We start from the raw sequence: 17,808 nt of genomic DNA on the forward strand, positions 1-17,808 counted from the left end.
GCTGTCTTGTCAAGCGCGGCTTTGCGGGAGTTCGACCGTTCGGAGGCCTGATCGCGGCCTTTCGCCCGTTCCCGGCTGTTCCCGCCATGGCTGCGATTCTGCACCGCGTGCAAGCCACCTGGTTCGACAGGCTCGGCCTGAGGGAAGATCGCGCCGTCAGGCCGTCTGCTCGAAGAGTTCGCGGCCGATCAGCCAGCGGCGGATCTCGCTGGTGCCGGCGCCGATCTCGTAGAGTTTGGCGTCGCGCAGCAGGCGGCCGGTCGGGTACTCGTTGATGTAGCCGTTGCCGCCCAGCACCTGGATCGCCTCCAGCGCCATCCAGGTCGCCTTCTCGCCGGCGTAGAGGATGGCGCCGGCCGCGTCCATGCGGGTGGTCTTTCCGGCGTCGCAGGCCTTGGCCACCGCGTAGACGTAGCTCTTGCAGACGTTCATGGTGGTGTAGAGGTCGGCCAGCTTGCCCTGCATGAGCTGGAACTCGCCGATGGGCTGGCCGAACTGCTTGCGCTCGTGCACGTAGGGCAGCACCACATCCATGCAGGCTTGCATGATGCCGAGCGGCCCGGCGGCCAGCACCGCACGCTCGTAGTCGAGGCCGCTCATGAGAACGTTGACGCCCTTGCCGACGGAACCGAGCACGTTCTCCTCCGGGACCTCGCAATCCTCGAAGACCAGCTCGCAGGTGGGCGAGCCGCGCATGCCGAGCTTGTCCAGCTTCTGGGCGATGGAAAAGCCCTTGAAGTCCTTCTCCACGATGAAGGCGGTGATGCCGCGCGGCCCGGCGTCGGGATCGGTCTTGGCGTAGATCACGAGGGTTTCGGCTTCGCTGGCATTGGTGATCCACATCTTCGAGCCGTTGAGGAGGTAGCGGTCGCCCTTCTTCTCCGCGCGGGTGCGCAAGGCAACCACGTCGGAGCCGGCGCCAGTCTCGCTCATGGCCAGGGATCCGACATGCTCACCGGAAATCAGCTTCGGCAGGTAGCGGCGCTTCTGCTCGGCCGATCCGTTGCGGCGGATCTGGTTGACGCAGAGATTGGAATGGGCGCCGTAGGACAGGCCGACGGAGGCGCTGGCGCGGCTGACCTCCTCCATCGCGACGACATGCTCCAGGTAGCCCAGACCGGCGCCGCCCTCCTCCTCCTCGACCGTGATTCCGTGCAGGCCCAGCTCGCCCATCTGCGGCCAGAGGTGGCGCGGGAACTGGTCGGTCCTGTCGATCTCCGCCGCCAGGGGCGCGATCTTCTCCTGCGCGAAGCTCATGACGCTGTCGCGCAGAAGGTCGGCCGTCTCGCCGAGGTCGAAGTCGAGGCTGGGAAGCTGGTTGGGGATCATGAAGCGGAGTCTCCAAAGCGAAATGAGTCTGACGACTACGATCGAGGTCTCAGCCGGCGGCGGGCATGTCCGCGCGGCCGTCGATCCGCATGAGGGTCTGTTGCATCTTGGCACAGACGCGCTCGCCCCTGTCGCCGAACACCAGCCCTTCGACGTCGCAGATCGTCAAGGTGCGGCCGGGCTTGTAGACCCGGCCACGCGCGAATAGCCGAGCACCCTGCGCCGGGGCCAGCATGTTGATCTTGAACTCGACGGTCAGGATGGAGGACCCCGCCGGAAAGAGGCTGAAGGCCGCGTAGCCGCCGGCAGAGTCCATCAGGGTCGAGGTAACGCCGGCGTGGAAGAAACCGTGCTGCTGGGACAGGCCCTCGCGGAAGTCGACCGCGATCTCCACCAAGCCCGGCTCGACGCGCGTCAGCTCGGCCCCCAGCGTCGCCATGATGCCTTGGCGCGCGAAGGACTCCCGGACCTTCGCCTCCCACTCCGGATCGCTCGGTTGCAGGGCGCTCATGATGTCTCCTTTCCTGCCGCGCCAGTCCCGGTCAGTTCGCCGAGCCGCCTGCGGCAGCCCTGCTCCACCTCGTCCAGCTCGGCCAACGCCGCCTCCAGGTCCCGGCGTTTGGAGTCCAGGGCGGCCCGCCGCTCGGCGATGCGGCCCAGCAGCAGCGACAGTTGGCCGGCCTCGCCGGTCTCCGCATCTTCATAGAGCCCGAAGATCTCGCGGATCTCCGCCAGCGAGAAGCCCAACCGTTTGCCACGCAGGATCAGACGCAGCCGCGTGCGGTCGCGTCGGCCATAGATCCGCCGCTGACCCTCGCGCCGGGGCGACAAGAGGCCTTCGGCTTCGTAAAACCGGATTGCCCGCGCAGTGGTCTCGAAATCCGCCGCCAAATCGGCGATTCCCCAGGTCTCGCCGCCTGTCGCAATGGTCGAAACGTCCTGGTGGAGATTGATCATTATGGTGAAATAATAATTGACGTTTACGTTAACGTCAAGCATGTCCACAGAGACGTCTGGCGCGATACGCGAAGCGAATAAGCGGATCGGCGCGGTCAGCCGGTTTGTGGGAGATGCGCGGCCGACTGACCCGCGGACAAGGGTGCCTCAACCAGACGGCCGAAGGTTTCGACGATCTGGAGACAGGCCCGCGCCGCCTCCGCCCCCTTGACCAGAAAGTGCTCCCCAAAGAACCGAAGGTGGGGAGGCTGTTCCTGAAAATGGTGCGGCGTCAGCACGGCGGAGACGACGGGAACGCCGGTCTCCAACTGCACTTGCATCAGCGCGTCGATCACCGTCGAGGCTACGAAGTCATGTCGGTAGATGCCGCCGTCGACGACGAAGCCCGCCGCCACGATGGCATCGAAACGACCGCTCGCCGCAAGCTTCTTCGCCAAGAGGGGGATATCGAAAGAGCCGGGCACGTCAAAGGTGTCCACTCGGCAGTCGTCGCGCTTCCGCCGCGCCAGTTCCTCCTGGAATCCGGTTTCACAGCGCTCGACGAGCTCCGCATGCCAGCCGGCCTTAACGAAGGCGATAGAGATTTGAGGGGGGATCCGCTTCTGATTCATGTCATGTCTCCAATCGACGTGAATCAGGGCGAGCAACCCCGGAAAGCCCGTCTCGTTCGAGACGCGCTCTGCCGATTGCTCTCTTCCATCCGGACTATGACCGTCGGCTCCGGAGTTGCACCGGATCTGCTGACCCTTCCGGTCGAACCGGAAGGCGCTCGCGGGCTCGCACGGATGTGCTCACCGCCGGTGGGGACTTCCACCCCGCCCTGAGAACAACGCGCTCCTGCAGATTGCGGAGCGCCCCGCAGCTTAGGCGGAGCGAGACAGCGTCACAAGTCCAAGGCGCGCAGTCGACGGCACGGCGTCGAGTTGGGTGCCGTCACGCGCGGCCGGCCAGCAATTTGATCCCGAAGCCCATGAAGACGAGACCGGAAAGCGCTGTCAGACCGCGTTCCGCGCGGCGGTAGAGCTGGGCGACCGGCGGCAGGGTCACCAGCAGCGCCATGCTGCCGTACCAGCAACCGGCCCCGAGACCCACGGCCCCGACGAGTGCGGCGATCAGCCAGCCGGGCGCATCGGGCGGAACCGAGACGGCGAAGAGGCTGGAATAGAAAGCCGCCGACTTGGCGTTCGCCAAGTTGACCAGCAGGCCCTGCCGAAAGCCGCGCCACCCCCACGGCCGCGCCGGCAGGCCGCCGTCACGCCGCATCTCCGGAGGCCGCCACGCGCTGCGCAGCAGGTTCAAGCCCATCCAGATCAGAAAGGCACCGCCCGCGACCATCATGGCACCATGGAGCCAAGGCGCCAGGGCGAAGAGCAGGTTGAGGCCCAGCAAACTGCCGGCCGCCCAAATCATCGACGCGACCATGATCCCCAAAACGACGGACAGTCCGCTGCGCCTTCCCCCAGCCATGCTCGCCTGCACGGTCACCAGCAGGTTGGGACCGGGCGTCATGGCCGCCAGGAGATACAGGGTCATGACGGTGGCGAAGATCGTCCAAGGCTCCAAATGCCTAGTCTCCAAAAGGCGCGGATTAAAACCGCGCGCCGAGGTCGTACTCAGCCCAGAGCGGCGCGATCTTCGGGCGGGTGATTGTCGCTTCCAGAAGCCGCTGAAGCTTTGGAGAACGGGCGAGATGATCGCGTCCTTCGCGGTGCCAGGCCAGCACCATGGCGGTGTAGAGATCGGTCAGGCAGAAGGTCTCGCCGAGCCAGAAAGGACCCTCGCCCGCCCTCTCACCGAGGGCCTGCTCGATGATCTCCCAATCGCGGTCGATGCGGGCATTCGCACCCAACACCAAGGCCTCGGCATGATCGGGCGTGGCGACATAGCGTTCGGGATAGCTTTCCAGCAGATCGACCGGATAGATCTCGCAAGCAAGATACATCAGCCAGCGCAGGGCCCAGGCACGCTCGGGACTGCCGGGCGGCGGCAGCAACGCGGCCTCGGGCTTCAACTCCGCAAACCAGAGGGCGATCGCCGCGGACTCCGTGATGACGCGCCCGTCATCGAGGACCAGCGTGGGGATCTGCCCCATGGGATTATGATGCTTCAATTCCTCGTAACCGGCGCGCTGGGCCGGATCGCTCGCCCGGTGGTCGGCCCGCACCCGCTCGTAGCTCAGCCCCGCCTCGACGGCCACGGCCTCCGGAGCGAAGGATCCGCAGCGCAGATTCCAGTAAAGCTTCATCGTCTGCCCTTCCCCGTTGCGCTGCGCGCGAGATTGCGACGTGGCGCCAAGGGCGACAAGCAACAAAGCCTCATGTCACGCATGAGCGAAGCTAAGCTGTCTCCGTCTTGCCCGCGATCAGCTTGATGATGGCCGAGTAGTCCAGATCCGCGTTCCCGGCGTTGGCGAAGAGGGTGTAGAGCGCCGCGGCCTCGGCGCCGAGCGGCGTCGCGGCCCCCGCCTCCTGCGCGGCCGCCTGGGCCAGTTGCAGGTCCTTGTGCATCATGGCCGTGGCGAAGCCCGGCTTGTAGTCACGATTGGCGGCCGCCGTCTCGACGATGCCGGGCACCGGATTGTGGTGCAGCATCGCCCAGCAAGAGCCCGAGGCGGTCGAGGAGATGTCGAACAACACCTTGGGGTCGAGCCCGAGCTTGTCTCCCAAGGTGAAGGCCTCGGAGATCGCGATCATCGAAATCCCGAGAATCATGTTGTTGCAGACCTTGGCGACTTGCCCGTTGCCCGCCCCGCCGGCGTGGATCACCTTGCCACCGACGATCTCCAGGTAGGGCTTGGCCGCCTCGAAGGACGCGTCGGCGCCGCCGACCATCATGGTCAGAGTCCCCGCCTCCGCCCCCGCGACGCCGCCGGACACCGGCGCATCGACCATCAGATGACCGGCCGCCGCCGCCGCCGCGTGAACTGCGCGCGCGGAGGAGATGTCGATGGTCGAGCTGTCGATCATCACCGTGCCCGGACGCGCCGCCGCGACGACGCCTTCGCCATCCTCGCCCAGATAGATGCCGCGCACATGCCGACCGGCCGGCAGCATGGTGAAGACGACCTCGACATCGGCTGCCGTCGCGACCGCCGTCTCGACTGGAACGATGCCGGCCGCCTCGGCGGCGGTGACGGCGGAGGGCGTGACGTCGAACCCCTTCACCGCATGACCGGCCGCGACCAGGTTCTTCGCCATGGGACCGCCCATGTTGCCGAGTCCGATAAAACCGATATCCGCCATGCCTTCCTCCTCCCGCTGTTCTCTTTTTTCTTTTGTGTCGCCGGTGATCCGCGCCTCGTCAGAAGGTCAGATCGCCGGAGTCGGGCTGCGCGAAGTAGGCCTCCAGCATCTCCGAGGTCACCTCGGCGAGCTTGGCCGGCTGCCACTTCGGCGCATGATCCTTGTCGACCAGCACGGCCCGAATGCCCTCGTAGAAATCATGCCCCGCCATGGCCGCCTGGCTCATGCGGTACTCCATGGTCATGCAGGCGTCGAAATCGAGGTTGCGCCCGCGCACGAGCTGCTCTGCCGTGACCTTCATGGAGGTCGGCGAGCGGCTCTCCAGGATCTCGAGCTGGCTCGTCGCCCAGTCCCCGCCATCCGCCTTCAGGGCCAACAGGATCTCGGCGATGCCGTCGGCCGCGAACAGCCGGTCGATCTCGGCCTTCTGTTCGGCCAAGAGCGCCGGTCCCGGATCCGTCGCGAAGCGCGCGATGGCAGCATCGACCGCCGCCGCGGCGTCGCCACCTTCGGTCAGGGCCTGCGCCAAGGCCGCTTCCAATTCGCCGTAGTCGGCGGCGGGCACATAATCGGTCGCAAGGCCGGCATAGAGCGCATCGACCGCCTTCAGGCGCGCGCCGGTCAGGGCCATCCAGAGACCGAGGCGCCCCGGGAGGCGCGGCAAGAACCAGCTTCCGCCGACATCGGGAAAGAGGCCGATGGCCGTCTCCGGCATGGCGGCCAACGTCCGGTCGCCCGCCACCCGGTGAGAGCCATGCACGGACAGGCCGATCCCGCCGCCCATGACGATGCCGTCGATCAGGGCGACATAAGGCTTGGGGAAGACGTGGATGGTGCGGTTGAGTTTGTATTCCTCGTAGAAGAACTCGCGCGTCAGCGCGCTACCCTCCTTGCCTGCCTGCCAGACCGCACGCACGTCGCCGCCGGCACAAAAGGACTTCTCCCCGGCCCCCTTAATGGCCACGGCCTTGACCGCATCATCGGCCGCCCAGGCCTCAAGCTTCGGCTGCAGCGCCCGGATCATGCCGAGCGTCAGGGCGTTCAACGCCTCCGGGCGGTTCAGTGTTACGACGGCCAGCGGGCCGCGGGTTTCGAACTCGATTTCGGACTCTTGGCTCATCAGCTGCTGCGTCTCCCCTCTCTACCGCTTCGTGTCCGCTCACGGGCGGGCAGCGGCTAGAGCGCGATCATCCCTGATGGACACGGTATCGCGTGCATCAGGGACGCAAATCGCACTCTAACCTTATGATTAGAGTATGATTCACGTCTCAGGCGGAAGCGCTGAAGCGCTTCCGCCTGAGACGATCCTGCTCTAGGAAGCGCAAAAGCCCCGGCTTTGTCCAGCGAAGCTGCCTCAGTCCGCCAGAAGCTGTCGTCCGACGATCATCCGCATGATCTCGTTGGTACCTTCGAGGATCTGATGGACCCGCAGGTCGCGCAGGTAGCGTTCGATCGGATACTCGCGGATATAGCCGTAGCCGCCGTGCAACTGCAGGGCCTCGTTGACGATGGCGAAACCGGCGTCGGTGGCGAAGCGCTTGGCCATCGCGCAATACTGCGTGGCCTCCGGATCCTTGGCATCCAGCAGGCAGGCGGCTCGATGGATCAGCAGGCGCGAGGCCTCCAGGTCCGTCGCCATGTCGGCCAGCTTGAACTGCAAGGCCTGGAACTCCGACAGCTGCTGGCCGAACTGGCGGCGCTGTTTCATGTAGTCGCGCGATTGCTCGAGACAGAAGCGCGCGCCGCCGATCGAGCAGGCGCCGATATTCAATCTGCCACCGTCGAGGCCCATCATCGCGACCTTGAAGCCGATCCCTTCCTCGCCCAGCCGATTGGCGACCGGCACGCGGGCATCCTCGAAGATCACGGAGCGGGTCGGTTGGCTGTTCCAGCCGAGCTTGACCTCCTTCTTGCCGAAGGAAACGCCCGGCATGTCCTTCGTCACGACGAGACTGGAGATACCCTTCGGGCCCTCGCCGCCGGTACGGCACATCACGACGTAGACATCCGACTCGCCGCCGCCGGAAATGAAGGCCTTCTGCCCGTTCAGCAGGTAGTGGTCGCCGACGCGCTCAGCCCGGGTCGTCAGATTACCGGCATCGGACCCATGGCCGGGTTCGGTCAGGCAGTAGCTGGCGAACTGCTCCATGGTCATCAGTTTCGGCAGCCAGGCCTGCCGCTGCGCGTCGTCGCCGAAGCGGTCGATCATCCAGCAGGCCATGTTGTGGATCGACAGATAAGCGGCGGTCGAGGGACAGGCGGCGGCGAGCTCTTCGAAGATGATCGCCGCATCCAAGCGGCCGAGGCCGGACCCGCCAACGTCCTCGGCGATGTAGATACCGGCGAAACCAAGTCCGGCGGCCTTGCGCAGCGCATCGACCGGGAAGATCTGCCCCTCGTCCCAACCGGCCGCGTGGGGCGCCATCTCGTCATTGGCGAATTTCCGCGCCATATCCCGAAAGGCCCGCTGATCTTCATTCAGCCGGAAATCCATACTTTATCCGCCTCTTTTAGATATATTTTAACTTCTTTTATTTTGTTTAGCGTAATCGAACGGAGATTTTCTCTTCCCGCTTTTAGCGAAAGACGGGGATGATAGAGGGGAGCTGTCGTCTGTCAACGCACGGCCATCGGACAACCGTCAGGCAGCTATCGATGGGCGTTCGGGTCGCAGCTGCACACCCGCGAGAGATGAAGTAACCCAACAGAATCGTCACAGGATCATCTTTGGGATTTCAGTGAGAATCATTAAGGCCTTCACCAATAGGATGCGACGCGGCAAAATGCGGAGAAGTCAGGTCCGGCCATGCGGTTGAGCGGAAGACTGTTTAGCGGAAGACCGTGGCGCCGGACGGATGTCGGGGAGCCCTGGCATCAGGGGCGGTCCGGCAGGGATAGGTCTCTCAAGTGTCGATAGCTACAGTTATCAAGCCGGCCAACTGCCTGTACTGGATTGACGATCTGGGACACTGGCACAGGGTCGATCCGGCCAGCCCTTTCGAACACCTGCGCGAACCGATCGCAGAGCGCCAGCAGGGCCATGCTTTTCGCTGGCTGGGTATGGTCAGAGCCTTGGTCCAAGGCGGCTGCTTGCACGCCAAGTGGGATGTTCGCCATGTGGATCCTCAAAGTCTGAAGGCGATCGAGACCTGCATCCTGCATGAGCGTTATCGCGAGATTCATCTCGACTTCTTCCATGGCGGCTGGAACCGGGAGGTCTTCACCGACCGGCAAGCAGCCGCGCGGCGGCTCGACCGGACCCGCCATTTCCGCAATGTCGCTTTCATCGCGCCGCTGACGGTCGCCCGTCTCTCGCCCTACGAGCCCCGGTTGGAGCGCTCGGAAATTGAGCGTGAGGATGTGCCGGTGACTGCACGCGCGCTTGCCGCCTGGGACGCTTCGGAGCGGATTTGGGCGGAAGACCGGCCGATCACCTGGCTGGCGGAGCACCTGCTTGTCATGTCGCCGCCGCGAGCGCGCCAGACCAGCGCATTGGTTCATCACATCGGCGCTCAACATGCCATCGCGCAGGCACTGGGGACAGAGACGGCGCAGAGCCTGGAAGGCCAGCTCTGCAGTTTTCCTTGGCTGCTGCCGGACCAATTGAACCGTCTTTTGCGCGCCTATCGCGAGGTCGTGGCGTCGGGACGCCCTCATCTCGAGGACGTGCGCTCGCTGATCGTACCGGACGGAGAAGAGCCGGCCTGGGTCCCCTATCGCCGCCTGCTCCTGCCCAGCCACACGGCAAAAGGCGACCCCCTGGTTCTCTGTGTCGCGGAAATCCGCCAGGACATCTCGATCCCCTTCATGGGCGAGGCCGCCTAACCGAGCTTCACGACCGCCCGGACCGAGCGCGGCGCCTGGTCGCAGCCTTTCGACAGTTGCGTCTTGACCGACGGTCCGGTTTTGCGCATCGTATCTTCAGCGCCGATTTGAACCTCAGATTGCGGGCGCTTTAGAAATGCGGCTAAAGAGAGGCGGATGAACCCGCCCGGCTTGCCGCGGCGGGTTTTATGTTGTCCGGGCCATCGCGCAGCAGCGCATATGTCCCGTTGGGTCTGGCCGGCCGAACCGGCTCCCGGGATTTGAGGGGCAGCTTGCTCCGGGTCATCAAAAGCTAAAGCGCCACCCCTCGTGGGCCCCTCGCCATCGCTCGACGACCTGCGTCCGGACAACCGGCAGCGCGGATCGCCGAACCATTAGCTGCGCACGCCCTCGGCGGGCGTCCACAGGGAGTAGAAGATATGAGCGACCAATCCAAGACCGTGACCTCACGCAACCCGGAGACTCAGGTTCTGCACGCCGGCTGGCGGGCCGACCCGGCCACCGGAGCGGTCGCGGTGCCGATCTATCAGACCACCAGCTATCAGTTCGACAGCACCCAGCACGCCGAGAACCTCTTCGCCCTGAAGGAGCTCGGCAATATCTACAGCCGCATCATGAACCCGACCGTGGACGTGCTGGAAAAGCGCATCACGGCTCTCGACGGCGGTGCCGCCGCTCTGGCGACCTCGTCCGGCCAGGCCGCCAGCGCCCTGGCGATCCAGAATATCGCCCAGGCCGGCGACAATATCGTCAGTTCGACGGACCTCTACGGCGGCACCTGGAACCTCTTCGCCAACACCTTCGCGACCCAAGGAATCGAAGTCCGGTTCGTCGACCCGAGCGACCCGGAGAACTTTCGCCGCGCTACAGACGAAAAAACCCGCGCCTACTATGCCGAAACCCTGCCGAACCCGAAGCTGACCGTCTTTCCCATCGCGGAGGTGGCGACGATCGGACGCGAATTGGGCGTGCCGCTGATCGTCGACAACACCGCGGCTCCGCTGCTCTGCAAGCCGCTCGAGCAGGGCGCGGCCATCGTCATCTACTCGACGACCAAGTGGATCGGCGGGCACGGCACCTCGGTCGGCGGCCTGATCGTCGACGGCGGGACTTTCGACTGGGAAGCCCATGCCGAGCGCTTCCCGCTTCTGACCCAACCGGACCCCAGCTATCACGGAGCGGTCTGGACGGAGGCGGTCAAGCCGCTGGGGCCCATCGCCTACATCATCAAAGCTCGGGTCACCCTGCAGCGCGATCTCGGTGCCGCCATGACCCCGCACAACGCCTTCCTGTTCCTGCAGGGTCTGGAGACGCTGCCGCTGCGCATCCGCGAGCACAGCCGCAACGCCCTGGCGGTGGCCGAGTACCTCAGGGATCACCCCGCCGTCCTGTCGGTCACCTATGCGGGGCTGCATGACGACGCCGAACAGAAACGCCGCGCCGAGACCTATCTGCGCGGCGGCTTTGGGGGCTTGGTCGGCTTCGAGTTAAAGGATGGGGCCGAGGCCGGGCGGAACTTCATCGAAGGCCTGGAGCTGTTCTACCATGTGGCCAACATCGGCGACGCGCGCTCCCTGGCCATCCATCCGGCAACGACCACGCACTCGCAATTGACGGCGGAGGAGCAACTGGCGAGCGGTGTCACCCCCGGCTACGTCCGTCTGTCGGTCGGTATCGAGCATATCGACGATATCCTCGCCGACCTCGACCGTGGCCTGGCGGCAGCCTGTGCGCAGACCGCCGCAGCGGCCGAATAGATGCGGGTTCCGACGGGGTGGCCGTTTCGGCCGCCCCTTTCGGTGCCTCTCATCACTCTCCCTGCGCCTTACAGGACAGCTCGCCCATGAACCGGTTGCAACCGCCGACGCTTCTCGTCATCGACGCACAGGCCGCGCTCGATGATCCCCGCTGGGGCCGTCGCAACAATCCCGAGGCCGAAGCGATCATCGCCAGTCTTCTCTCCGTTTGGCGCTCAGCCGGCGCGCCGGTGATCCATGCTCACCACTTGCCGGGAGAGGAGACCTCGACCTTCCAGGGGCCGGGCAGTGCGACCAAGCCGGAGGCCCTGCCGCAAGCCGAGGAATGGCTGCTCTGGAAGTCGGCGCCCTCAGCCTTCGCCGGCACGTCACTGTCGCGCCTGCTCGCCGGTGCGGGAGCGCAGACCCTGGCGATCTGCGGCTTCGTGACGGACAACTCGATCGCCGCGACGGCGCAGGCGGCCAAGGGTCTGGGGTATGCGACACAGGTCGTCGCCGACGCTTGCGCAACCTTCGACCAGCACGGTCCGGGCGGCGACCTGCAACGCGCCGAGGAGGTTCATGCTCGCAGTCTCGCTGATATGAGACGCGAGAAGACCGAGGTTGTGGAAAGTGCCGCGTTCCTCTGAACCGCCGGATCACCGGGCCGGCATAGACCCGGTCACATCCGGTGCGGCCGGATCGGATCGCGACATGACCAGCGTGGGTTGGCCCCGGTAGGTTCCCATCGTCTCTTCCGCGTACCCCACTTTTCGCGCCACAGCGATCGATGCGACATGCTCCGGAGCCAGGATACAGACCGTCTTCTCGAACCCTGGGCGGCCACCCGCCCAGTCGAGAATGCGGGATACCGCCTCGGTGGCGAAGCCCTTGCCGTGCTCCGCGCTCTTCAGGACCCAGCCGGATTCCGGCATGCCTTCAAGCGACGGCCTCATGGCTCTGCGGTAGTCGGCAAAACCGACTTCCCCGAGAAAACGCCCACCCTCCTTGGCTTCGACGACCCAGTAGCCGAAACCAAGCCAGGACCAGTGGCCCCTGTATCTCAGAAGGCGCGACCAGGAGTCTTCCCGAGAAGACGGCGTCCCGGAAATCTGCACGACCACCTTCGGGTCGGCCCACATGGCCGCGCTCTCCGTGAAGTCGCTGCGCCGGTGTCCTCGCAGAAGCAGGCGCGATGTTTCCAGCCGCGGCACGATCCCGTCGTCCGGGTCCTGTGCCACGGTCACGCAGCCCGCCGGAGATACGACGGTTTTCTTGGCTTGAACATGTCCTAGGCCGTCAGCCGGCCGCCAAGCTGCGCATGTTCAAAACGCCTTGCTCGCCGTGGGGTCCGTAGGCTCGAGCTTGGGCCAGAAAGTCCATATAGCTGTCATGCACCCGCCCCGTGAGAGAATCGCTCGCCGCGACCTCCTCCAGAACGAGGCGGCTCTCTTCGCCCAGCCGCTCCACGACAGCATCCGGGAAGCGGCGGATCTCCACGCCGTGCTCGTCGAGCAACGTCTGGAAAGCCACCACGTTGTGGTAGGTGAAGTCCGCCAGGGTTTCCAAGGCCGTCGCGGAGGCCGCCGTCTGTATCGCCTCCTGCAGATCCGGTTCCAGGGACGCGAAGACCGCGGCGTTGAAGATGACCTCCAGACTCGGTCCCGGCTCATGGAAGCCCGGCATGTAGTAGTATTTGGCGAAGCGGTGCAGACCGAAGGCGATGTCGTTCCAGGGGCCGATCCAGTCGGCGCCGTCGACCGTGCCCGTCGCCAAGGCCGGCATGATCTCGCCCGGCGGTGTCAGCACCGGAGCCGCGCCGAGCCGCCGCAGGACCTCGCCGCCCAGCCCCGCGATGCGGAATTTCAATCCCTGGAAGTCCTCGACGCTGGTGATCTCCGTGTTGAACCAGCCGCCGGCCTGAGTTCCGGAGGAGCCAGCGTAGAACGGCAACACGCCGAGCGGCTGGTAAACCTCTTCCCAGAGAATCTGACCGCCGCCGAAGCGCAGCCAGGCCGCGAACTCGACGGCCGTCATGCCGAAGGGTACGCCGGTAAAGTAGTGTAGAGCCTGCGATTTACCGACCCAGTAGTAGGGCGTGGCATGGGCGAGGTCGGCGGTGCCCTCGCGGACCGCATCGAAGGCCTCGAAGGGCGGCACCAATTCGCCGGCGGCAAAGAAGTCGATCTCCAGGCGGCCGCCGGACAGTCTTCGCAGCCGTTCGGCGAAGCGGTTGGCGTTGACGCCGACGCCCGGCGCGTTGGCTGGCCAAGCGGTGACCATGGTCAGCTTTCGAGGCGCCGACTGGGCCAGCGCGGGAGCAGCCAGGCCCGCCGTCGCGGTCGCTCCGGTCGCGGCTGCTCCGGCAGTGGTCAGAAAAGTACGACGGGTTGTTGGCATCGGCTCGCTCCTCGATTCCGGCAATTCGGCTCTCTGCGCGGCATCTTGCCCGGATGCCGGATCTTGCGCCATCACTTGAGCAACGGCGGGGAGAGGCCTATCCTCACCCGTCAAGCAACAAGCACACACAACGAGTGCGGTGGAAAGATCGATGCCGGAGGACAGCCCTACCTTTCTGCGCCAGACGGTCACGGCACAGCCGACGGCCGCCGTGACCGGCGCCTATCCTCAGCTTCGGCTGCGCCGCAATCGGACCCACGGCTGGACCCGCAGACTGGTTGCCGAAACGCGGCTCGGCATCGACGATCTGATCTGGCCCATCTTCCTGCGCGACGAAAGTTGCGTGGAGGCGGAAATTCCGTCGATGCCGGGGGTGCGACGCGTCTCGCTCGCGGAGCTGTCCGACGCTGTCGGCCGTGCCGCCGAGCTGGGGATTCCGGCCGTCGCGCTCTTTCCCTATGTCGAACCGGATAAGAAAACGGCCGCCTGCGACGAGGCCGTCGACCCCGAAAACCTGATTTGCCGCGCCGTGCGCAAGATCAAGGCGGAGACGCCCAATCTCGGCGTGATCTGCGACGTGGCGCTCGACCCCTTCAACGCGCTCGGTCACGACGGGATCGTCCACGGCGACCGGATCCTGAACGACGAGACGATCGATATTCTCTGTCGTCAGGCCCTGGTCCAGGCCGAGGCCGGCTGCGATCTGGTCGCCCCTTCGGACATGATGGACGGGCGCATCGGCGAGATCCGCCGCCGCCTGGATGTCGAGGGCTATCAGGACGTCGCGATCTGCGCCTATGCCGCCAAGTATGCCAGCGCCTTCTACGGCCCCTTTCGCGAGGCCATCGGCTCGGGCGCGGCGCTCAAGGGCGATAAGCAGACCTATCAGATGAATCCCGCCAACTCCGACGAAGCGCTGCGCGAGGTCGCCCTCGATCTCGACGAGGGCGCGGATATGGTGATGGTCAAGCCGGGCATGCCCTATCTCGACATCATCCGCCGCGTGAAGGAAACCTTTGCCGTCCCCACCCTCGCCTATCAGGTCAGCGGCGAGTACGCGATGATCAGAGGTGCCGGCCTGCAGGGCTGGATCGATGGCGATCGGGCGATGATGGAAGCCTTGCTGAGCTTCAAGCGCGCCGGTGCCGACGGGATCTTCACCTACTTCGCCATCGAAGCGGCGGAAAGACTGCGCGCCGGCTGACGCGCGACCTCCCCAAGGAAGGCCTCGAAACAGCGATCGTGCCAGGGCGTTCGGCTGCCCCGTCCGTGAAAACCGACATGGCCTCCCTGCTTGGGCGTCAGCAGCGTCAGATGGCGGTTCTCGCTCCAGCGTTGGCGCAGGTAGCTCTCCCCCGGAATCCAGGGATCGTCGAGCGCCGTCACGATCAATGTCGGTACACGGATGCCGCGCCAGTAGCCCTTTGCGGCGGACTGCGCGTAGTAGTCCTCGGCACCGGCGAAACCGTTGGCCGGCGCGACAACTCTCTCGTCGAACTCCCAAACGCTCCGCACGGCGGCCAATACCTCTGGAGCGGCGGTGCTTTCCGCCTTCATCCGTCGCAACAGATAGCCGTGATAGACCCAGTTGCGCGGCTGCATCATCCGCACCTGGGTCGCCTTGAGGTCCACAGGTGCGGAGACGCTCGCGGCCGCGTGGATCGGCAGCGGCAGACCGCCCTCGCCCAGGAGCTTCAGCAGCATGTTGCCGCCCAGCGAATAGCCCATGACCGCAACGCCCACGGCGGCCTCCGGCACCTGGTCCGCCAGAACGGCGAGGCCGCGGCGAAGATCGTCCGAGCGGCCGGCATGATAGTGACCCTCCGCAAGTGGGCGGGCGGGCCCCGCACCCCGCAGGTTGAGACGCACAACCGGATAGCCAAGACGCAGAAAGTGGGCTGCGCTGGCCCTCAGATAGGTCGAGTCCTCGCAGCCGGTGAGGCCGTGGATCAGCAGCAGGATGGGCCGCTCGCCTGGCTCCGACGGCCGATGCAGCTTCGCCAAGAGACGATCGCCGTCGCCCAGATCGAACTCCAATCTTCGCTCCGGCCAAGGCGAAAGATCGAACTTGGGGCGCACCAAGGTGTTGCGCAGGGTCTGGAGGTCGCCGTTAAGCCAGGGCGCGCGCGCGTGGAAGTCCGACAGCATGGGATAGGAGATAGCATCGCTGGCGACCGGGTACAGCGCCTCCCCCGTCACGCCCGGACGGGCGTGTCGTCGGCCAGACAGCGTTTACCGCGCAGCCGTCTCGTCCAGCCAATCCCGGATCGCCGCGAACTCGAAAGGGCTGAGCAGCGCCGGCGCATGCCCCGCGCCCGGGATCTCGACAAGCCGGGTCGGCGGGCCGCGCCGCCTCATCTCGGCCGCCGTCTCGGTGCTCAGCAGATCCGACTGGGCGCCCCGCAACAGCAGAACCGGGCAGGAGATCGCATCCCAGGTGGCCCAGAGATCCACGTCCTTCAGCGGCTGTCCGACGAAGGGGGCGCCGATCCCCGGATCGTAGTTCGACAGGTAGCCGCCATCGGGACCCGGGCGCAGCGAATCCCGTGTCAGCTTGGCCCACTGGGCGGCCGTGAGATCGCCGAAGCCGCCATAGGCTTTGCAAACATGTCGCTCGGCCTCGGCCAGATCGGCGAAGGCCCAGGTCTGGCCGACATATTCGGCGATGCGCTCCAGCGCCGCCTTGGGGATCAGAGGTCCCACATCGTTGACCACCAGGCGTTTGATGGGATGTCCGCGGCAGGCCGCCAGCATCATGCCGATCAAACCGCCCATGGAGGTTCCGATCCAATCCACCTCCTCCACATCGAGGCGGGCAAGCAAGGCCGTCATGTCCTGTAGATACTGGGCGTATCCGTAGTGCGCGGCATTGCCCAGCCAGTCGCTGTCGCCGCGCCCCACCACATCCGGACAGATCACTCGCCAACCCGCCTGAGCCAGGTGGGCGGCCAAGGCGTCGAAGTCGCGCCCGTTGCGCGTCAGGCCGTGGACGCAGACCACCGTGCGCCCCGCGTCGCGCGGCCCCCAGTCGCGGTAGGCGATCCGGTGGAACCCGCTAGCCGACAGGCCTTGGACGCGGCTTTCCTTCGGCTCCATTGCCGCCTCCCTACTGGCCGCGCGCAAGCGGCGCGTCTTCCACCACGACGAAGGTCTCGGGATAGAAGCCGTTGAAATGTGTGGCCAATGCGTTGGAGTAGGCGCCGATCTGATCGACTTCGATCCAATCGCCCTCACGTACGTCGGCCGGCAAGCGGAAGCGCTGAGGCAAGACGTCCAGAGAATCGCAGGTCGGGCCGTTGACGATGAAGTCCCGCTCCTCGGCGCTGGGTGTCGGGCCGTCCGGGCGAACCAGACGCACCGGCAGGCGGATCCCGGCATCCACCATCTCCGACAGGCTGCCGTAGATGCCGTCGTTCACGTAGAGCTGGTCGTTCTTGCGCAGCTGTACCTGAATCAGCAACGAGCAACCGGAGGCGACCAGAGCGCGCCCCGGCTCGCAAAACACCTCGACGCCGTCGAAGCCGTTTGCTGTCAAGCCGCGCGTCACCTCGTCGAGATAGAGTTCCAAGGGCGGCGCGACCATCTCAACGTAGTCCGCCGGGAAGCCGCCGCCGACGTCGAGACAGGCCAGTTCCACCTTCGCTTCCGCGGCGACCCGCCCGCAGATGTCGAGGGCCGTTCCGTAGGCTCCGGGCGTGCGGCACTGACTGCCGACATGGAAGGCCAGACCGACGCGGCAGCCGGCGGTGCGGGCCTGCCGCAGCAGCGCCACCGCCTCGCTTTCGGAACAGCCGAACTTCGCGGCCAGGTGATAGAGCGTTCCGGCCGCCGGCGGCGTCGTGAGCCGAACGATGACGACCAGCTCCTCGGGCAGCCCCTTGCGCGTCTCTTCCAGCACCTTCTCCAGCTCGCTGGCATGGTCGATCACGAAGTGCCGTACGCCGTAGACCTCATAGGCCGTGCGGATGACGGCCCGTCCCTTGACCGGGTGCATGAAGTAGGTCCGTGCGTCGGGATAGGCTTCGGAGACCTGCGCGATTTCCGGCAGGCTCGCCGTATCGAAGTGGCGGATACCGGCGTCGTAGAGCGCGCGGAGCACCTGGGGGTGCGGGTTGCATTTGACCGCATAGAGCACCGAGCCGGAGAAACGATCCAGAAAGGCCCGCGCGTTCGCCGCCAACTGATGTGGACGCAGCAGGTAGACAGGATAGCTGGGCGACAGCGCGCGCGCCACGGCCTCGGCATCCACGTAGCTGACGTTTCGAGCGCTCCGGCGCTGGGACATGTGGAAGGACCCTCAAGCTGGGCATCGGGCCTGC

The 17,808-nt window shown here is 65.7% G+C and carries 18 protein-coding genes and 1 riboswitch; of the genes, 4 read left to right on the top strand and 14 right to left on the bottom strand.

Annotated elements, in window-relative coordinates; genetic code table 11:
- Positions 1 to 156: 156 nt before the first annotated feature.
- The 9 genes from DBZ32_RS04075 to DBZ32_RS04115 all read right to left on the bottom strand — a co-directional run bounded on the left by DBZ32_RS04075 (position 157) and on the right by DBZ32_RS04115 (position 8,022).
- Complete coding sequence (locus tag DBZ32_RS04075) at positions 157 to 1,329, bottom strand: isovaleryl-CoA dehydrogenase (RefSeq protein WP_119165814.1); 1,173 nt, start codon at positions 1,327 to 1,329, stop codon at positions 157 to 159.
- Positions 1,330 to 1,378: 49 nt separating this feature from the next.
- On the bottom strand, positions 1,379 to 1,840 hold the full coding sequence (locus tag DBZ32_RS04080; RefSeq protein WP_119165815.1) for a PaaI family thioesterase: 462 nt from the start codon (positions 1,838 to 1,840) through the stop codon (positions 1,379 to 1,381).
- Positions 1,837 to 2,286 carry a MerR family transcriptional regulator gene (locus DBZ32_RS04085; protein WP_119165816.1) on the bottom strand — a complete coding sequence of 150 codons (450 nt, stop codon included), beginning with the start codon at positions 2,284 to 2,286 and terminating at the stop codon, positions 1,837 to 1,839. Before DBZ32_RS04085 ends, DBZ32_RS04080 begins: the two co-directional genes overlap by 4 nt.
- Before the next feature lie 95 nt (positions 2,287 to 2,381).
- On the bottom strand, positions 2,382 to 2,897 hold the full coding sequence (locus DBZ32_RS04090) for a 6,7-dimethyl-8-ribityllumazine synthase (protein ID WP_119165817.1): 516 nt from the start codon (positions 2,895 to 2,897) through the stop codon (positions 2,382 to 2,384).
- A gap of 73 nt (positions 2,898 to 2,970) precedes the next feature.
- A riboswitch (FMN riboswitch) is annotated at positions 2,971 to 3,118 on the bottom strand.
- A 101-nt stretch (positions 3,119 to 3,219) separates the two neighbouring features.
- Complete coding sequence (locus tag DBZ32_RS04095; protein WP_162906548.1) at positions 3,220 to 3,819, bottom strand: LysE family transporter; 600 nt, start codon at positions 3,817 to 3,819, stop codon at positions 3,220 to 3,222.
- Between the two features lie 55 nt (positions 3,820 to 3,874).
- Entirely contained in the window at positions 3,875 to 4,531 is a 657-nt protein-coding gene (locus tag DBZ32_RS04100) for a glutathione S-transferase family protein (RefSeq protein WP_119165819.1), read from the bottom strand.
- Positions 4,532 to 4,622: 91 nt separating this feature from the next.
- A complete protein-coding gene (mmsB, locus tag DBZ32_RS04105) occupies positions 4,623 to 5,528 on the bottom strand; it encodes a 3-hydroxyisobutyrate dehydrogenase (RefSeq protein ID WP_119165820.1) in 906 nt (301 codons plus the stop codon).
- Between the two features lie 58 nt (positions 5,529 to 5,586).
- Positions 5,587 to 6,648 carry an enoyl-CoA hydratase/isomerase family protein gene (locus DBZ32_RS04110; RefSeq protein WP_119165821.1) on the bottom strand — a complete coding sequence of 354 codons (1,062 nt, stop codon included), beginning with the start codon at positions 6,646 to 6,648 and terminating at the stop codon, positions 5,587 to 5,589.
- A 234-nt stretch (positions 6,649 to 6,882) separates the two neighbouring features.
- Positions 6,883 to 8,022: an isobutyryl-CoA dehydrogenase gene (locus DBZ32_RS04115; RefSeq protein WP_119165822.1), complete on the bottom strand. Its 1,140-nt coding sequence runs from the start codon at positions 8,020 to 8,022 to the stop codon at positions 6,883 to 6,885.
- 413 nt (positions 8,023 to 8,435) lie between these two features.
- Between DBZ32_RS04115 and DBZ32_RS04120 the strand changes: the two genes are divergently transcribed.
- From DBZ32_RS04120 to DBZ32_RS04130, 3 genes are all read left to right on the top strand, one after another.
- On the top strand, positions 8,436 to 9,353 hold the full coding sequence (locus DBZ32_RS04120; RefSeq protein WP_119165823.1) for a hypothetical protein: 918 nt from the start codon (positions 8,436 to 8,438) through the stop codon (positions 9,351 to 9,353).
- 419 nt (positions 9,354 to 9,772) lie between these two features.
- Positions 9,773 to 11,110, top strand: a complete 1,338-nt coding sequence (locus DBZ32_RS04125; RefSeq protein ID WP_119165824.1) for an O-acetylhomoserine aminocarboxypropyltransferase/cysteine synthase family protein — start codon at positions 9,773 to 9,775, stop codon at positions 11,108 to 11,110.
- Between the two features lie 86 nt (positions 11,111 to 11,196).
- On the top strand, positions 11,197 to 11,739 hold the full coding sequence (locus tag DBZ32_RS04130; protein ID WP_119165825.1) for a cysteine hydrolase family protein: 543 nt from the start codon (positions 11,197 to 11,199) through the stop codon (positions 11,737 to 11,739).
- A gap of 9 nt (positions 11,740 to 11,748) precedes the next feature.
- On the opposite strand, the gene DBZ32_RS04135 is transcribed toward DBZ32_RS04130, so the two are convergent.
- On the bottom strand, positions 11,749 to 12,336 hold the full coding sequence (locus tag DBZ32_RS04135; protein ID WP_208539095.1) for a GNAT family N-acetyltransferase: 588 nt from the start codon (positions 12,334 to 12,336) through the stop codon (positions 11,749 to 11,751).
- 52 nt (positions 12,337 to 12,388) lie between these two features.
- Positions 12,389 to 13,489 (bottom strand): TRAP transporter substrate-binding protein, encoded by a 1,101-nt coding sequence (locus DBZ32_RS04140; RefSeq protein WP_119165826.1) that lies wholly within the window; start codon positions 13,487 to 13,489, stop codon positions 12,389 to 12,391.
- A gap of 151 nt (positions 13,490 to 13,640) precedes the next feature.
- On the opposite strand from DBZ32_RS04140, the gene hemB reads away from it, so the two are divergent.
- Positions 13,641 to 14,693, top strand: a complete 1,053-nt coding sequence (gene hemB / locus DBZ32_RS04145; RefSeq protein ID WP_119165827.1) for a porphobilinogen synthase — start codon at positions 13,641 to 13,643, stop codon at positions 14,691 to 14,693.
- On the opposite strand, the gene DBZ32_RS04150 is transcribed toward hemB, so the two are convergent.
- The 3 genes from DBZ32_RS04150 to DBZ32_RS04160 are packed head-to-tail and all read right to left on the bottom strand — an operon-like array spanning position 14,651 to position 17,774.
- Positions 14,651 to 15,688 carry a YheT family hydrolase gene (locus tag DBZ32_RS04150; RefSeq protein WP_162906549.1) on the bottom strand — a complete coding sequence of 346 codons (1,038 nt, stop codon included), beginning with the start codon at positions 15,686 to 15,688 and terminating at the stop codon, positions 14,651 to 14,653. The genes hemB and DBZ32_RS04150 overlap by 43 nt on opposite strands.
- Before the next feature lie 33 nt (positions 15,689 to 15,721).
- Positions 15,722 to 16,585: an alpha/beta fold hydrolase gene (locus DBZ32_RS04155; protein ID WP_119165829.1), complete on the bottom strand. Its 864-nt coding sequence runs from the start codon at positions 16,583 to 16,585 to the stop codon at positions 15,722 to 15,724.
- 10 nt (positions 16,586 to 16,595) lie between these two features.
- Positions 16,596 to 17,774 (bottom strand): type III PLP-dependent enzyme domain-containing protein, encoded by a 1,179-nt coding sequence (locus DBZ32_RS04160; protein WP_119165830.1) that lies wholly within the window; start codon positions 17,772 to 17,774, stop codon positions 16,596 to 16,598.
- Positions 17,775 to 17,808: the final 34 nt, after the last annotated feature.

The sequence above is a fragment of the Algihabitans albus genome, from assembly GCF_003572205.1.
GTDB classification, from domain to species: Bacteria; Pseudomonadota; Alphaproteobacteria; order Kiloniellales; family DSM-21159; genus Algihabitans; species Algihabitans albus.